Source organism: Mycobacterium sp. 29Ha (assembly GCF_032883055.1).
Taxonomy (GTDB): domain Bacteria; phylum Actinomycetota; class Actinomycetes; order Mycobacteriales; family Mycobacteriaceae; genus Mycobacterium; species Mycobacterium gallinarum.
Genome location: NZ_JAMQTI010000026.1, coordinates 34,958 through 50,365, shown reverse-complemented (window position 1 = coordinate 50,365; position 15,408 = coordinate 34,958). Strand labels below are relative to the sequence as shown.

The following is a 15,408-nucleotide window of genomic DNA, read 5'->3' as shown; positions in this document are numbered from 1 at the left end:
CGATGTTCTCCTCGGGTCGCGGGGCCGGTCAGGCGGTGGCCAGCTCGGACAGACGGTCGAGGTCGATTTCGTCGACGGTCTCGGTCGCGAGACTGAAGTCGCCGCCCGCGGTGTTCTGGTTCGGGAACGCGACGCAGGCGATACCCGCCTCGACGGCGGCCTTGAGACCGCCTTCGTTGTCCTCGATGGCGACCGCGTCCGCCGCATCGACGCCGAGCTCGCTCAGCGCGAAGAGATACGCCGAGGGCGAGGGCTTGGGCTCCTCGACCGCCGACTTGTCGACGATGATGTCGAAGTCGCCGGCGTCGATCTCGCCCTGCAGTGCGTTGAGCAACGCGGCGATGTTCTCGCCCGAGGTGGTCGTGACGAGGCCGATCTTGTGCCCGCCCTCTCGCGCCCGCTTGATCGTCTCGGCGACGCCGGGGCGTGCCGTCACCGCCTGCGTGCCGAGCAGCTCCTGGAAGATCGACGACTTGGCGGCGTGCACCTCCGCGGCGTCGACGTCGTCACCGCAGGACGCGGCGTGGTCGGCGATGCGCTGCGCGCCACCGTTGGATCCGAGCATCTTCCGGTAGTCGTCCTGGGACCACTGCCAGTCGAGGCCGTACGCGGCGAATGCCTCGTTGAAGGCGCGGCGCTGCAGCTCCGAAGTGTCGGCGAGTGTGCTGATGGACCCGAACAGGATTGCGGACATGGGAACGGCCTTTCCGTTGACTCGGCGTCGATGACTACTGCGATGCGAGCCCTCCACGACCCGCCCTCGTGGCGCTGAATCCCCGGTCCACTAATGGTCTAAACGTCCAATTGTGATTAATTTCTCCAATAATGGACACTCCGTCCATTAGATAACTTCTAGGCCAGTGTCAAGGGCCAAATCGCGAAAGGGCATCGCCGTGACTCCTGCTGAGCGCTTCGCCGCAGGCGACGGCGCGCAGGACGCGCGGGTAGCCCGCACCAGGGCCGACGTCTCGCGCGTCGCACTGCGGGTGCTGACGGACGAGGGCACGGATGCCTTGACGCACGGTCACGTGGCGGAGCTCGCGGGCTACTCGAAGACCACCCTCTACACGCACTGGCCGTCGCGGGTCGATCTCATCCTGCTGGCGCTCGGCGCGATCGGCGAGATGCCCCATCAGGAGCGGACCGGCGATCTGCGCGCGGACCTCGTCGGCGAGCTGACGATCTTCCGCAGGGTCGTGCTGGAGTACCGGCTCGATCAGATCCTGGCCGTGATGGCCCAGTGGGCGTCGGTCGACGAGATGGCACGGGTGCGCGATCAGATCAACACCGACGCGCAACGACCGATCCGCGGCATGCTCGCGGAGGTGTTCGACGGTGTCGAGTTGGAGGCGGCGATCTCCATGCTCGCCGGGGTGGTGGCGTGCCCGACGATCATGTTCGGGTCGGTGCCCGACGACGACGTCATCGAGGCGGCCGTCGACCTGGTGTTGCGGGGCTCGAAGGGCAAGCGGTCGCGTTGAACTCTCGACAGGTGTCGCTCCGACGTGCCTAACCTGAGACCGTGCTGACCGAACTGATCGACGTCCCCGGTGGTTCGTTCCGCATGGGCTCGAATGACTTCTATCCCGAAGAGGCGCCGGCCCACACCGCCACCGTCGACGGGTTCGCGATCGAGCGCCACCCAGTGACCAACGCCCAGTTCGTCCAGTTCGTCGACGACACCGGCTACGTCACGATCGCCGAAAAGCCTTTGGATCCAGCCGATTTCCCTGACGTACCGCCCGAGGATCGGGCACCGGGAGCACTGGTGTTCCAGCCCACGGCCGGCCCTGTCGACCTGCGCAACTGGCGCTTGTGGTGGACCTGGATGCCCGGTGCGTGCTGGCGGCACCCCCGCGGACCGGAGTCGTCGATCGAGAACCTCGACGAGCACCCCGTGGTCCAGATCGCCTATCCCGACGCGAACGCCTACGCCCAGTGGGCCGAGCGTCGACTGCCCACCGAAATCGAGTGGGAGTTCGCGGCGCGGGCGGGATCGACAACGGTGTACCCCTGGGGCGACGCCGTGCGACCGGGCGACGAATTGATGGCCAACACCTGGCAGGGCCGCTTCCCCTACCGCAACGACGGCGCCGACGGCTGGACCGGCACCTCGCCCGTCGGCACGTTCCCCGCCAACCCGTTCGGACTCGTCGACATGATCGGCAACGTATGGGAATGGACGACCACCCACTACCGGCCGCGACACCGACCCGGCCAGCCCGCCAAGTCCTGCTGCACTCCGATGCTCTCGGCCAACCCCGCGGTGATGCAGACCCTCAAGGGCGGCTCACACCTGTGCGCGCCCGAGTACTGCCACCGCTACCGCGCGGCGGCGCGCTCGTCGCAATCGCAGGACACCGCGACGTCGCATATCGGTTTTCGCTGCGTGGACTGATCGGAGCGGTCAGTACGGCGTGATGGTCGTTCCGTCGATGGAGACGTTCATGCCGTGGACGCTCTTGATGTTGGTCAGACGCGTCCCTTCGATCGTCAACAACAGGCTCCAACCGTGATACCGATACGGCTGGCCGTTGACCATGGTCACTTCTTGGCCGGAGGTCGGACCGATACCGCCTTCGGCCCACGTGAACTTGCCGGCGGCGTCGACCGATGCGAGGGGACTGTTGACCGGAGCACCGACGAATCCCCGGGGGTTCTCACACGCGGCCGCCTCCGCGGTGACCACGCAGCGCACATTGCCGGCCGTGCGGAGGTACTGAGCCACCGGGTTGTAGGCGCCCGGCTGTGCCAATGCCGACGGGGCGATCCCACCGCCGGTGACCGCTGCGACCACCCCCAGAACTGCAGCAGATTGTCGTTTCATCCAAAACCCTTTGCCGAGGAGACGTCGTCGTCTCGGTGATTGTGCGCCTTCCCGCCATCGCGTATGTGCCGATTGGCATCCGCGGTGCGTCCGGCTACGAATACCTGGTGACGCACATGAGAGGAGACCGTTGACCACGGCAGAGACGCACAGGAGTGCCCCGTCGGTGCGGTCATGGCGGTGGATCGCCGCGCTGTTGGCGCTGACCCAGCTCGCCGCGCCCGTGATCGCGAATGCGGTGGCTCCCGACTTCCTGAAATCAGGAGCGACGAATCAGGCACTGATCACTCCCGCCGGCTACGCGTTCAGCCTCTGGGGACTGATCACTGCCTTGAGCGCGGCGACGGCCCTGGCGGTCCTGCGTTACGGCCTTGGTGCGTGGTGGGAGACGAGCGTGCTCGTCGACGCAAGCGTGGCGTTCATCGGATTCAGCGTCTGGCTTCTCGTGGCCGCGCAGGACTGGCTGTGGGTCAGTGTCGCGGTGTTCGCAGTGATGGTGTCGGCGCTGATCCACATCATGCGGCTGCTGGTGCGGCGGCGCCACGACCTGACCTGCCCGCCCTGGGTCGCGCTGCTGGCCACCGTGACATTCGGGCTCTATCTCGGCTGGAGCAGCATCGCGGTGTTCGCGAATGTCGCTGCCGCGCTTATCCAGAGCGGTGTCTCAGCATCGACCGTCTGGTGGCAATTCATCGTGCTGGCCGCCGCGGTCGTCTGCGCGCTGATCCTGACGAGGATGCTGCGCGGCACCCCCGGCTATGCGGCGGGAGTGGTGTGGGCGCTCGTGGCGATCGCGATCGGAGCGGCCGGGCGGGACAGCACGTTTCTATCGGCGACCGCCGTCGTGGCCACCGTGCTCGTCGTCACTGCGACCGTCGCGGCGATAGGACGTCAGCGCGCACGCGCGAATCATTCTTCTGAGTAGTCGAAACTCAGCCACCGCTGCGGCCGCATCCGGATGAGCACCGACGTCGGGGTCAGGTTCGCGTCGGTGAACTGGTTGCCCGCCTCCTCGCCGAGATAACGGACGGCTATCGGGCGTGCATCGGTGTCGGTCGCGGGGCTGATGTCGGTGACGTCACCCTCGGCGGTGACGTACTTGTACGGCGGCTGCTCATCCTGAGCGGTGATGGAGAACCGACCGGCGTCGCGAATCAACCGGTGCTTGAGCGAATCGGATTCGGTCCACAACAGCACGTCGCCACCGGGTTCATACCCGTACCAGATCGGGACACTCAGCGGCGCACGGTCTTTACGTTCGACCGCGATCACCCCGACGTGCAGATCGGACAGGAACTTCTCGCGGTCATCGCTGCTCATCTTGGCCATATACGGCCAAACCGCGTCCCGCCGGATCGCATTCCCAGGCGTCAGTGCAGCGAGACGAGATCGTGCACGGAGTCATGGGGCAGCGGTCCGTCGACGACGGCCGTCACCTCCATGTTCTTCAACGTGATCGCGCCCTTGTGGTTGTCGAGAAAAGCGGTGTCAGCGGCGTCGCGTCCGGTGGCGATGCGGACCATGGACTGCCGCGGAGCCAGGCACGTCGCATCGACGACGCGCCAGACTCCCTCGACATACGCCTCGGCGACGGCATGAAAATCCATCGGCTCACAACCCGGGGCGTACACCGCGACCAACCGAGCGGGCACGTTCACGGCGCGCAGCAGGGCGACCACCAGATGGGCGTAGTCGCGGCACACGCCCTCGCCGGCCAACACGGTGTCGGCCGCGCCGTCGATCGGGTCACTGGATCCCGGCACATAGTTCAACCTGGTGCCCACCCACGACGACACCTTTTCCAACAGGGTCTCCGAGTCGGCATACTCCGCGAATTCCGTTGCGGCGAAACCATAGAACTTGTCGGCCTCGGCGTAGCGACTCGGCCGCAGATAGGTGATCAGGTCGATGTCGTGCACCGGCGCGGGGTCAGCATGCCCGTAGACCGTCGCCGTGTAGTTGGCGGTGACGGTGCCCTCGGGTGCCGGGAAGCGGTGGATCCGCGTGCCGTGCTTGCCGATGACCTCGTCCGGGGTGACGGGCTTGCCGTTGCAGGTGAAGGTGAGCGACTCGGTCACGCGTGCACCGGGATGATCGGCGATGGCGATCTGGAACTCGAGCATGGTGGGCGACGTGACGTCCACTTCGAGTTCGGCACCGACGTCGCGCTTGAGTTCGTCCGTCGGTGCGACGTCCGCCGCGCCCGCAGTTGATCGTCGCCACTTAGGCATCTCAGCCATCGCGCACCACTTCCGTCAAAGGCATCACCTCAGACGTCAACAGCGATCTGCTTAGCCGGCGACGCGGGTGGGAGTAACCCTAACGGCGTTCGCGGAGGTCGGCAGCGCGAGAAGTGCTACGAGCTCCCCGATCGCCCGGTCTGCTGCTGCAGCTCGTCGATGAGCTCGGACGCCTGCGCCTTGGTCAGGTCGTCGGGGATATCGCGGCCCGCCTCCTGGGCCAGGGTGCCGAGGTAACTGCGCTGCGGGCCGGTCATGGGCTCGTCGCCGGTCACCCATTCGGAGGTGTCCTTCTCGGCGTTCTCCATCGGGGCTTGCTGAGTGTCATTGGTCATGGCCGCAGAATTGCCATCGCACATGTGTTCGAAACATGCTCGTGCCCGCCGGCTGGCCAGCAAACCCAGCTCGACCCAGATGAATGCAAGAATCGCGCGCAAACGCAGCGCCACGACGGACTGCAGCGGACCGTATCGCCGAAAATCCTGCCAGCCGGATACGCGCAGATCCGTGTGACCAGCACTGACGTTCATCGGCACCGAGGCGGCCGGAAATTGGCGAACAGGGGGTGCTCAGACCAGTGGTAATGTTTCAGCAAACATAAGAGCTGCTATCCGAGGGTGGGGTTGTTCGACATGGGCAAGAACTTGGAGGTCGATCCGGTCGAGGTGCGGATGGCCGCCGACCACGTCGATGTGGCCGCCGACGGTCTGCGTTCAGACCACGGCGTCGCACAGGAACGCATCGGCACCGCCCAGGCCGGCTGGATCGGGACCAGCGGCGACGCGCTCGCCAAGGTCGCCACCAAGTGGGAGGAAGACACCACCCGCCACTACAACGAGCTCATCGCGCACGTCGAGGGTTTCAAGTCAGCGGCGGCGAACTACGTCGGCACCGACAACCAGCAGTCCACCGAGATCGAAAACGCGGGTCCGGATCTGGGGCTGTAATCCGTGGGGATAACGCTTGCCGACGTCCAGAATTGGCAACCCGAGCAGATCGACGAAGTGTCACAGGCCGCGGCGCAACGCGCCCGCACCAGTGGCGAAGCCGCGGAAACGCTGCGCAACCTCTCGGTGTTCGGGACGTGGAAGGGTGAAGCCGGCGAGGCCGCGCAGCAGGCCATCAACCAATCGGCCACCACGCTGTCGCTGTCGCAGAAGGAAGCCTTCCTCGTCGCGATGGGCGCGGGGAAGGCCGCCGGTGACGTCCGCAAGGTGAAGAACGACCTCCAAAGCCTGCTCGATTACGCCAACGCGGCTCCGCATGTCCAGATCGACCTGGCCACCAATACGGTCACCCCGCCCGACACGACCGGCTGGCCCGACGAAAAGATCGAGGCGCTGAGGGCGAAGACCGAAGAGGTCGAGAACCGGATGGTGGCCGTGCTGGCCGCCGCCGAGGAAGCCGATGCCGACTTGGCGCGGGTGCTGACCGCCGCGACCGGCGGCGAGCCCGGGCTTCCCGGGGAGCAGGGCACCAACGACGGACAGTCACTTCAGGACGGCCAACTAACGCCGGAGGAGATGGCGCGTCTCGAGGAGAACACCAACCTGACGCCCGAGCAGCAGGAGGCGTTGGTCCGCGGCGATCTGGTGCTGCCCACCAGCCAGATGGAGTACCTCAACAACTTGTCGCGGTCGCTGGATGGCAAGAGCCCGGCCGAGATTCGCTCGATGATTGACCAGATGAACGCCAACGGCCAGAACGGCGGCGCCGTCGCCGACGCGCTGCAGCTACTGGGCAACGAAAACATCAAGACGGCAGGCGACCCCGCCGAAGGTGTGCCGACGCAAGGCGGTATGGCGAACCTGCCGTCAGGTATCCGCGAAACGTTCGAGCGGCCCACGCGCGGTCCCGCTGTGCCGACACCAGGGACCAACGATCAGGGCAATCCGACGATCGAGATGCCCGACATGGAGAAGCCGTTCCCCGAGATCGACAACTACCGCGATGTCGCGGCGATCGTGTCGGCCGGCGACGCCAATTTGCAACACGGCACGGCAATGGACAAGGCGCTGCTCGACAAGTCGGAGGAGATCCTGCACGGCTTGCACAGTCCTCCCCACATCCCGTGGGAAGCCAACCCTGACATGTCACAGCGACTGATCGACCCTGCGTTGCAGGACATGCTCAACGCGGCGGGCCGCGACCAGATGGCTGTGCACGACGCACTCACGGGGCCCGAGAACGGCGAGTTCATCGGCGACCTCTTCAAGCACCAGTGGGCCGACGACGGCGCCGCGGCCGGCACGCTGCTCAACGGCACCGGTGCGGTGCCGACCGACCTAACGGACCCCACCCAGCTCGCGCAGGCCACCCGCGTCGCAGAGACGATGCACGCGGTCGACGCATATGTCGGCACGGGTGCCAACGCCGACCAATTGCTCGACATCCCTGGCACCGGCGGCCAGTCGGTCGGCCAGGTCAACCCCGAGCTCACCCAGGCACTCGCGGAGGCCAACAAGCCGTTCATCGACGACATGCTCGGCAACAAGCTCGACAGCAGCACGGGATTCGCTCCACTGGACGACCTGACAAACCCGGAGATGCCGGTCATGCGGGATCTGTTCGCAGTGATCGACAGCGACAAGGACGCCGCCGGAATCCTCAACAGCCAGGCCTATGCCAACGGCCTGCAGTACCAGGCCAACTTCGAGCAGTCCGTCATCAAGGGAGAGATCCCGAACGCCGGCGATCTGCAGTCGGCAGGCACGCTGCGCGGGGTGATCGACACCGCCGCCAGGATCGCCGACAACGACGCCATCGAATACGGGAACCTGCAGGACGTGAAGGCCTACGAAAGCCGCGGCATGTGGTTCGACATGGGCAAGACAATCGCCGGCGAGATCCCCGGCGTCTCGGCGATTCTGGACTGGAACGGCAAGATGCCCGGTGATCCGCTGCACCAGATGTTCGTTGGCGATGCACCCGCGGGCGCGAATATGGAGCACGTAAAGCAGGAGACCTCCGAGATGATGCAATACGCCGTCGCCGCGCGGCTGCTCGACTCGAACTTCGGGAACGCGGGCGTCTTCGAGCAACTGAATCTGATCGATCCCGAGACCGGGGAATTCAAGCCACTCACAGCGAATCTCGACAACTTCCGTTCAGCGTTCAACAGTTACTTCGTGGGTATCGACCCGGCGGTGAAGTCGGCTATCGACGGCTACGCGGACGGCTACCGGGATGCGCTGCCCACGGGCGAGCCGCACACGGGAGGATGACCCGAACATCAGGGCCACACTCGACGCGCCGCCGACCCCCGAGCCCGCGGCGCCCGGCTGGCCGGAGGGGGGCTGACCGGCCCATACCGCGAGATGCAAAGATTCTGGCAATTACAGACAAAGGAGTCTTTGTAGCGCATGAACATGCTCAATCTCTGGCGGCGACCGCCCGGCGTGCCGGCCATCGAGAACCCGCGGGCCGAGGGACGGTTCCATCTTCCCGACGGCCGCCGCATCGGCTATGCCGAATACGGTGATCCGAACGGCCCCGTCATCCTGTGGTTTCACGGGACCCCGGGGGGCCGCCGCCAGCTTCCGCTCGTCGGTCGGCGCGCCGCCGAGATACTCGGTCTTCGCGTCGTCCTGATCGAACGGCCCGGCTCAGGACTGTCCGACCCGCACGTCTACGACTCGGTCTCCGACTTCGCAGACGACATGGCGTGTGTGGCCGACGCGCTCGGCGCCGCACGTCTCGGCGTCGTCGGTCTCTCCGGCGGCGGACCCTACGCGTTGTCCTGTGCGGGCACCGGCGCGCTGGCCGACCGCGTCGTCGCGGTCGCCGTTCTCGGCGGGGTGACCCCATCCGTCGGGCCGGACGCCACGGCGAGCGGCGCCATCGCCTTGGCCAGCCGCTTTGGCGCTGTCCTGTCGAGAATGCGCGAACCGTTCGCGCGCATCACGGCCGGACTGCTCCTGCCGATCATCCCCCTCGCACACGTCGTCTACCTGGGACTGACCAAGGTCATGCCCGCCGGCGACCAGCGCGTCTTCAGCGATCCCGACATCGAGGCGATGTTCATCGACGACCTCATCCACGTGCTCGACGGCAAGGTGCCGTTCCAGGCCCTGCTCGACGATGCCCGACTCTGCGGACGCGACTGGGGTTTTCGACTCGCGGACGTGAAGGTGCCGGTGCGGTGGTGGCACGGTGATGCCGACTCCATCATCGGATTCGACGACGCCAAGGCGGCCAGCGAGCGGCTACCCAACGCCGAGCTCATCCTCATGCCACAGGAGAGTCACCTCGGTGGCTTCGCGGCGGCCGACGAGGTGCTCGGTTACGTCGCCTCCTACCTGTTGGCCGCGGGCGAGGACGTCAAGACAGGTGTCATCAAGCCGGGGACGACTCAGCAAATCGTTAGGTGATCGCGCATCGCGACACGAGCAGGCGATTTACCGATGCCGCTTCGGCACCGCTACGGATTCCGTCGCCCATAAGTGCAGTTACTGACACGCACGCAAGATGACATTTAGTCAAGCTGACCAAAAGTCTTGCAGCCGAACAAAACTGGAAATTTTCTCAAGCTGCAGACGGGCGACGAAATCCGTACTACCCTCAACTTTGGTTGAGTTCCCAGCCCGCCGGCAGCGCCGCACTGGTGCCGCGTACTGGACTCATTCCGGGACGCTCTCCGGCGACACCTCTACAAAAACGATCTTGGGGTTGTGCAATGAGGGATGGGACCGTGCGTATCGGTCGGCCGGATCCTGCGTCGGTAGATGAGCACCGACAATGCGGCAGAGCGACGTTTGCAGTGCGACGGCTCGCCGCGTCACGCCTGGCCATCGCGGTGATCGGCGACATCGACGCCGGTAACGGACGCGAGCTCGGCCGCTTCGTCGAACAGCACACTGGAATCTCGCGCCAACTGGTGCTCGATCTTCGGGCCGTTGACTTCGCGGGCACCCAGGCCTTTACGGCGATCTATTACATCAGCGTCCACTGCGCCCGAAACGACGTCGACTGGATCCTCGTCGGCAGCCACCCCGTGCGACGCCTGCTCTCGATCTGCGACCCCGACGGTGAACTGCCGCTCGCCGACGACCTCACGTCGGCGCTGAAGCGCCTGACCCGCACGGCGCGGTGCCACCAGCACGTTCGATCTGCGGTCTAGCTTCCGCCTCATCTCGCAGTTGCTCGCGAACTGAGCAGGTAGTCCCCGACGGCGAAACGCACATTGACGCTCTCGACGAGACATTCTTGCCACTGCGTATGGCAAGCGAACCTGCTCTCTATCGATTTCGTTGACTTCCATCGGTCCTAGTCATACATTCTGTGAATTCTGTCGTCTCATCCCGAGCGGGTAGCCAATGACTGTCGACGTGCTCTGCCCCAATGTCTTCGACGCCGGACTCCCGACGCTGGACTATGACGTCAAGGACACGCCCGCAGACGTCTATCCGCGGATTCGCCAAGCACAGGCACAGGCCCCGATCGCCATCGGACCATTCGGGCCCGAGATCATTTCCCACGAGTTGGCGCGGACGATGCTGCGCGACCCGCGCTTCACGATCCCTCCCGGAATGAACCTCATGGTGCAAGGCATCACGTCGGGGCCCCTGTGGGACAAGATCGTCAATAGCCTGCTCGGCCTCGACGGCGAACCGCACCGCCGACTGCGCAGCCTGGTCTCCAAGGCGTTCACCCCCCGCGCCAGCGCGCGCATGCACAACACCATCGTCGAGGTGATCAACGACCTCATCGATCACGTTGCCGCCCAGGGACGTTGCGACGTCGTCACCGATATTGCCCGGCCGTATCCAGTGCCGATCATCTGCGCCCTACTTGGCGCACCCCGCGAGGACTGGCAGCTGTTCTCACGTTGGGCCGACGAGATATTCACCGCGTTCACTTTCAATCCCGACGGTGTCGACGAGGCGTTCGTCATGCGCGCGTGGGGTGAACTCGACGATTACGTCGACGAGATGGTCGCGCGTCGGCGCCACACCCCGACCGACGATCTGCTCTCCGCCCTGATCCGCGCGGAGGACGAAGGTGATCGCCTCAACGCCGCCGAACTGCGCATGCTGGCGGGTGGGCTCCTGCTGGCGGGCACCGACACCACCCGCAATCAACTAGCCGGGTCCATCGATGCGCTTGTCGACCATCCCGACCAGTGGGCGCTGCTCGCGGAGAACCCTGAACTGGCGGCCAACGCGGTCGAAGAGACGATTCGCCATTCGCCGATCGGATCCGGCACCCTGCGCACCGTCACCGCAGACACGGATTTCGCGGGACATCTGTTCCCCGCCGGAACGATGGTGATCGTCAATACGTTGGCGGCCAACCGGGATCCGGCGGTCTACGACGACCCTGACCGCTTCGACCTAACCCGTTCAGGCGCGCCCGCGGTACTGACCTTCGGCGGCGGTATCCACTATTGCCTCGGCGCAAACCTGGCCCGCCTGGAGCTCGCCGAGGCCCTCAAGATCGTGACCCGCCGAATGACCAACCCCTCGCGCACCGGTCCGGCACCATGGAAGCCGATGATGGAATTGAGCGGACCGACGACGCTGCCGATCGAGTTCAGCAGTGCCTAATCGCGGCTGGTCGGGCAACCCCCCGGCGTCCGACGAGGAGGCGATCGACCGCATCCTCGACGTGGCCGACGCGATCATCGCCGAACGCGGATCCGCGGTGCGGATCGCCGACGTCGCGCGCACGCTCGGTGTCACCCGGCAGACGGTCTACCGCTATTTTCCGGGTACCGAAGAGCTGCTGCTGGCGAGCGGAATGCGCACGGCCGACGGCTTTCTCGACCAACTTGCCGAACACACCAGGGGCTTGACCGAGCCCGCGGCGGCGATGGTCGAAGGCATCGCCTTCGCCGTCGAGAGACTGGCCGAAGATGCGCACTTCGCCAATCTGCTCAGGAACGGCAACAAGAGCGGCGCGGCAGTCTCGCTCACGTCCGACACCTCCAAGGCCTTCAGCCGCTCAATGCTGCACCGCTGCGACGTCGACTGGGAGAAGCACGGTTACGACGAGGCGGCGCTCGACGAGCTCGCCGAGTTGGGGCTGCGTACGTTCCACTCGATACTCGTCGACCCCGGCGAACCCGCGCGTGACGGTTATGTCCTGCGCCGCTTCATCTCTCGATGGCTGGGCCCTGCCATCGTCTACCCGCGGCTGACGCAGGTCATGGAGGCGCTGCAGCCTGTCAGTGTCCGCCCGGAGCGCAGGCGGCCTACTGCCGCTTCCTGACCTGCTCAGAGATGTTCTACCGCAGCGGGAATGGACGACGGATAACCTCGTCGAAGACGTGCTGGCCTAGTAATTCATCCCGGTATAGACCTCGTTGAGAACCTTCGGCAGCAACGCGTTGGCGGTCGTGGCGCCATCGGGTGACAACGTGAGGTTCGTCCAAATAACCAGCGTCACATCGTTTTCCGGATCATGACCCATGAACGAGTTGAAGCCCGGCAGCTCGCCGCCGTGGTAGTACATCTGCGCGGTCGGACTGTAACGCTGATACGAGATTCCATATCCGTACATCTGCCCGCCGGGTGAATCCGCATCCTCGATTTGTAGGCTGTCCAACCACTGCTGCTGATAGTCGGAGTCGAACACCTTGCCCGATACCAGCGCCTTGATCCACTCAGCCAGGTCGTCGGCTGTCGAGATGGCTCCGCCCGCCGCGGTGGCGTATGACGGGTTCTGATACGTGTAGTCGATCGGTTTGAGTGCACCGGAACGCATTTCGGCTTGCATCTCCGACGGGTACGGGATGTCGGCCAGCGCGTACTTGCTCTCGCCGTACATGTAACCGTGTGAGTACGGCGCCGGAATCGACGTGTCGTCGATCGCCGGAAGCGATGTCTGGCTGATGCCGACCGGGCCGAACAGGCGTTGCTTGAACTGTTCGGCAAGCGGACGCCCGCCGACCTTCTCGGCGATGACGCCCAGCACCACGTAGTTGGTGTTGTCGTACATGTACTCCGCGCCCGGAGCGAACTCCCGGGGCTGGGCGAACGCGATCGCCAACGCCTCTTGCGGCGTCCAGGCTTTCACCGGATTGGAGTCGAGGGATTCGGCGAGTTCGGGTGCTTCGGTGTAGTTGTAGAGGCCGCTGCGCATCTTCAGCAGATCGGCGATCGTGGTCTTGTCACCGTCGGGAACGTCAGGCAAGTAGTTCGACACAGGATCAGTGAAATTCAGCTTGCCGTCCTGCGCGAGCAGCACGATGAGCGCAGCGGTCAGCGTCTTGGTGTTCGACGCGATCCGGAAATGCGTACCCCCGGCAGGCGGCCGCTGCGCGCCGAGCTCGGTCGTACCGACCGCTGCTCGATATTCCCCCTGCGGGGTCCGCAGAACCACCATCGCGCCCGGCACGTAAAGGTCCTTGGCCGCCTTCTCGACGGCGGCTTGGAACGCCGCGGGATCGATGGGTTTGAGCGCCGGGTTGGCCGCCGTCGACGTCGTGGCCGTCTCCGATGCCGTCGTCGACTCCGACGACGAGCAGGCGCCGATGACCAAGCCCAGGCACATCGCCAGTGACGCGACCCGAACCGTTGCCTTCATGGCCGCACCCTAGATCTCGAAAGTCAGGCGCGCGGGGGAACGGCCGCTACGCGACTCGAGGCGGGACTCAGCGCACGGGCCTTGGGGGTATGTGGGATCGTGCCAAGCTCGGAGCGACAGAGTCGCTGACGTTGGTATCGGCAGTAGTAGTTGAGCGACACAGTCGCTCTGAGGTTGGCACGACAGCACCTTGACCCCGGAGGGGCGCCCTACGCGGGCGGGTCACAGCGTCCACCACTCGGTGCAGCCACGGTGTGCGGGCGGGCCGCCACACATGCCGGTGCTCGGCCGGCCACGCGTACGCGGGTCCGCCGTCGTCGACCAGCCATCGCAGACGAGGCTCACCCAGCGCGCGCGCCGACATCGCATACAGTGCCTCGGCCCGCGGCGCGATCACCCCGACGTCGACCATCCGAAACACTCTGTTCTCGCTGTCGATGATCTCTTCGATCGTCACGTCCTTGATCGGATAGCTCACGGGCAGCACATCTTTCATCGACAGCAGCGCCTGCGGTCCGCGCGCCCGCGGATGGCCGACGAGCGTCGCCAAGGGCGCGAACCGACCCAGCGCGAGGTTCGCGTCGAACACCAGAGCATGCGCGTACAGCACCCGCACCAGAACCACATTCATGAAGAACCGCTCGGCCAGGCCCTCCCGCTCGGCCAGCTCCGCGTGCGCAAGATAACCGGCCACGACGCTCGCGTTGTGGGCCAGGTACCAGGACCGTGCCGACGGCGCGCGGAAGAAGTCCACCCAGTGCTGAACCGTCGGTCGCGACGCCACGACATCCTCACGCTCGACCAGAAGCTTCGCCTCGAGGGCGTCGCGCAGCAGATCCTCGTTGACCGCACGCCACCACGGGCTGCCCGGCGCCGCGGCGTCCAATGCATTGAGGACACCCCGCGACTGCTGCCACCGCATGAAGGCCACCACCGCGCGCCGGTACGCGCGGAAGGGCCGCCGCGCGCCGCGAAGCGCATACGTGTCGCCGGCCAACCGAATGCGCGCGCCGGGATCGTCGCGCACCTCGGCGACCATCCGCGAGGCTTCGTGGGCGGCGGTCACGTTCTGCCCCTTTCGTCGAATGTGAACGCTATTCACATTTGCGAATGTTAGCGTTGTAAACATGCCACGTCCAGTGGAAATTCCCCATCCCGACAAGTCCCCGCACGCCAAGCGGGGCGCCTACCACCACGGAGATCTCAAGCGCGCACTGACCGATGCGGCGTTGCAGTTGGTTCAGGAGAAGGGCCCGAAGGGCTTCACGCTGCGCGAGGTCGCCCGGCGCGCGGGCGTCAGCGCTGCCGCGCCCTATCGACACTTCGCCGACAAGGCACAGCTGCTGGCCGCGGTGGCCACGCAGGGGTTCCTCCAACTGCACGAGGTGTTGGATGCCACGATCGCCGCCAACGACGACCTCGCCGAGCAAGCACTCGCGATGGGCAGGGAGTACGTGCAGTGGGCCGTCACCCATCCCGACTACTACCAGGTGATGTTTGGTGCCGAACTCGATAAGACGGAGAGCCCCGAGGTGATCGCCGCCGGGATACGTGCCTTCGACGATCTACTCGACACAATCGTGCGGTGCCAGCAGGCCGGACTGCTGGCCGCCGGCGATCCGCGCGCGACCGCAGGCCCTATTTGGTCGCTGCTGCACGGCATTTCGATGCTCACAATCGGCAGCGATCTCGCCCATGTCGGCATCGACGAGGAAACCGAGGCGCTGACGGAACGTTCGCTGCGCCAGATGATGTTCTGACCGCCCGATTCCGCTCTCTTAGTGTTTACTCAGAGACGTTCTGCCACAAGGGGAA

The 15,408-nt window shown here is 65.5% G+C and carries 17 protein-coding genes; 10 read left to right on the top strand and 7 right to left on the bottom strand.

Annotated features, from left to right (window positions below):
* Positions 1–28: 28 nt before the first annotated feature.
* Positions 29–694, bottom strand: a complete 666-nt coding sequence (locus M1248_RS26790) for an HAD-IA family hydrolase (protein ID WP_317150233.1) — start codon at positions 692–694, stop codon at positions 29–31.
* Between the two features lie 199 nt (positions 695–893).
* Here M1248_RS26790 and M1248_RS26785 point away from each other — a divergent pair, with 199 nt between their 5' ends.
* On the top strand, positions 894–1,481 hold the full coding sequence (locus M1248_RS26785; protein WP_163734970.1) for a TetR/AcrR family transcriptional regulator: 588 nt from the start codon (positions 894–896) through the stop codon (positions 1,479–1,481).
* A gap of 41 nt (positions 1,482–1,522) precedes the next feature.
* On the top strand, positions 1,523–2,398 hold the full coding sequence (locus M1248_RS26780; protein ID WP_317150232.1) for a formylglycine-generating enzyme family protein: 876 nt from the start codon (positions 1,523–1,525) through the stop codon (positions 2,396–2,398).
* Positions 2,399–2,407: 9 nt separating this feature from the next.
* On the opposite strand, the gene M1248_RS26775 is transcribed toward M1248_RS26780, so the two are convergent.
* A complete protein-coding gene (locus M1248_RS26775) occupies positions 2,408–2,827 on the bottom strand; it encodes a hypothetical protein (RefSeq protein ID WP_317150231.1) in 420 nt (139 codons plus the stop codon).
* Between the two features lie 130 nt (positions 2,828–2,957).
* Between M1248_RS26775 and M1248_RS26770 the strand changes: the two genes are divergently transcribed.
* Positions 2,958–3,752 (top strand): hypothetical protein, encoded by a 795-nt coding sequence (locus tag M1248_RS26770; protein ID WP_163734957.1) that lies wholly within the window; start codon positions 2,958–2,960, stop codon positions 3,750–3,752.
* Here M1248_RS26770 and M1248_RS26765 read toward each other — a convergent pair.
* From M1248_RS26765 to M1248_RS26755, 3 genes are all read right to left on the bottom strand, one after another.
* Positions 3,737–4,156 (bottom strand): pyridoxamine 5'-phosphate oxidase family protein, encoded by a 420-nt coding sequence (locus M1248_RS26765; RefSeq protein WP_174262171.1) that lies wholly within the window; start codon positions 4,154–4,156, stop codon positions 3,737–3,739. The genes M1248_RS26770 and M1248_RS26765 overlap by 16 nt on opposite strands.
* A 41-nt stretch (positions 4,157–4,197) precedes the next feature.
* Entirely contained in the window at positions 4,198–5,058 is an 861-nt protein-coding gene (locus M1248_RS26760; protein WP_317150269.1) for a transglutaminase family protein, read from the bottom strand.
* Between the two features lie 125 nt (positions 5,059–5,183).
* Positions 5,184–5,402 carry a DUF3072 domain-containing protein gene (locus M1248_RS26755; protein ID WP_317150268.1) on the bottom strand — a complete coding sequence of 73 codons (219 nt, stop codon included), beginning with the start codon at positions 5,400–5,402 and terminating at the stop codon, positions 5,184–5,186.
* Between the two features lie 297 nt (positions 5,403–5,699).
* Here M1248_RS26755 and M1248_RS26750 point away from each other — a divergent pair, with 297 nt between their 5' ends.
* The 6 genes from M1248_RS26750 (at position 5,700) to M1248_RS26725 (ending at position 12,276) form a co-directional block, all read left to right on the top strand.
* A complete protein-coding gene (locus M1248_RS26750) occupies positions 5,700–6,014 on the top strand; it encodes a WXG100 family type VII secretion target (protein ID WP_317150230.1) in 315 nt (104 codons plus the stop codon).
* Positions 6,015–6,017: 3 nt separating this feature from the next.
* Positions 6,018–8,291, top strand: a complete 2,274-nt coding sequence (locus M1248_RS26745) for a hypothetical protein (RefSeq protein WP_317150229.1) — start codon at positions 6,018–6,020, stop codon at positions 8,289–8,291.
* A gap of 138 nt (positions 8,292–8,429) precedes the next feature.
* On the top strand, positions 8,430–9,437 hold the full coding sequence (locus M1248_RS26740; protein ID WP_317150228.1) for an alpha/beta hydrolase: 1,008 nt from the start codon (positions 8,430–8,432) through the stop codon (positions 9,435–9,437).
* 305 nt (positions 9,438–9,742) lie between these two features.
* Entirely contained in the window at positions 9,743–10,186 is a 444-nt protein-coding gene (locus M1248_RS26735; RefSeq protein WP_317150227.1) for an STAS domain-containing protein, read from the top strand.
* Between the two features lie 196 nt (positions 10,187–10,382).
* Positions 10,383–11,612, top strand: coding sequence for a cytochrome P450 (locus tag M1248_RS26730; RefSeq protein WP_317150226.1), 1,230 nt, complete (start codon positions 10,383–10,385; stop codon positions 11,610–11,612).
* Entirely contained in the window at positions 11,605–12,276 is a 672-nt protein-coding gene (locus M1248_RS26725) for a helix-turn-helix domain-containing protein (protein WP_317150225.1), read from the top strand. The genes M1248_RS26730 and M1248_RS26725 overlap by 8 nt, the downstream gene beginning before the upstream one ends.
* 66 nt (positions 12,277–12,342) lie before the next feature.
* On the opposite strand, the gene M1248_RS26720 is transcribed toward M1248_RS26725, so the two are convergent.
* Together M1248_RS26720 and M1248_RS26715 are read right to left on the bottom strand one after the other, a co-directional pair.
* The gene (locus M1248_RS26720; RefSeq protein ID WP_317150224.1) at positions 12,343–13,593 is read right to left on the bottom strand and encodes a serine hydrolase domain-containing protein; all 1,251 of its coding nucleotides are present in this window, start codon (positions 13,591–13,593) and stop codon (positions 12,343–12,345) included.
* Positions 13,594–13,660: 67 nt separating this feature from the next.
* A complete protein-coding gene (locus M1248_RS26715; RefSeq protein ID WP_317150223.1) occupies positions 13,661–14,659 on the bottom strand; it encodes a hypothetical protein in 999 nt (332 codons plus the stop codon).
* 61 nt (positions 14,660–14,720) lie between these two features.
* Here M1248_RS26715 and M1248_RS26710 point away from each other — a divergent pair, with 61 nt between their 5' ends.
* Positions 14,721–15,353 carry a TetR/AcrR family transcriptional regulator gene (locus tag M1248_RS26710; RefSeq protein ID WP_317150222.1) on the top strand — a complete coding sequence of 211 codons (633 nt, stop codon included), beginning with the start codon at positions 14,721–14,723 and terminating at the stop codon, positions 15,351–15,353.
* The last annotated feature ends 55 nt before the right edge of the window (positions 15,354–15,408 follow it).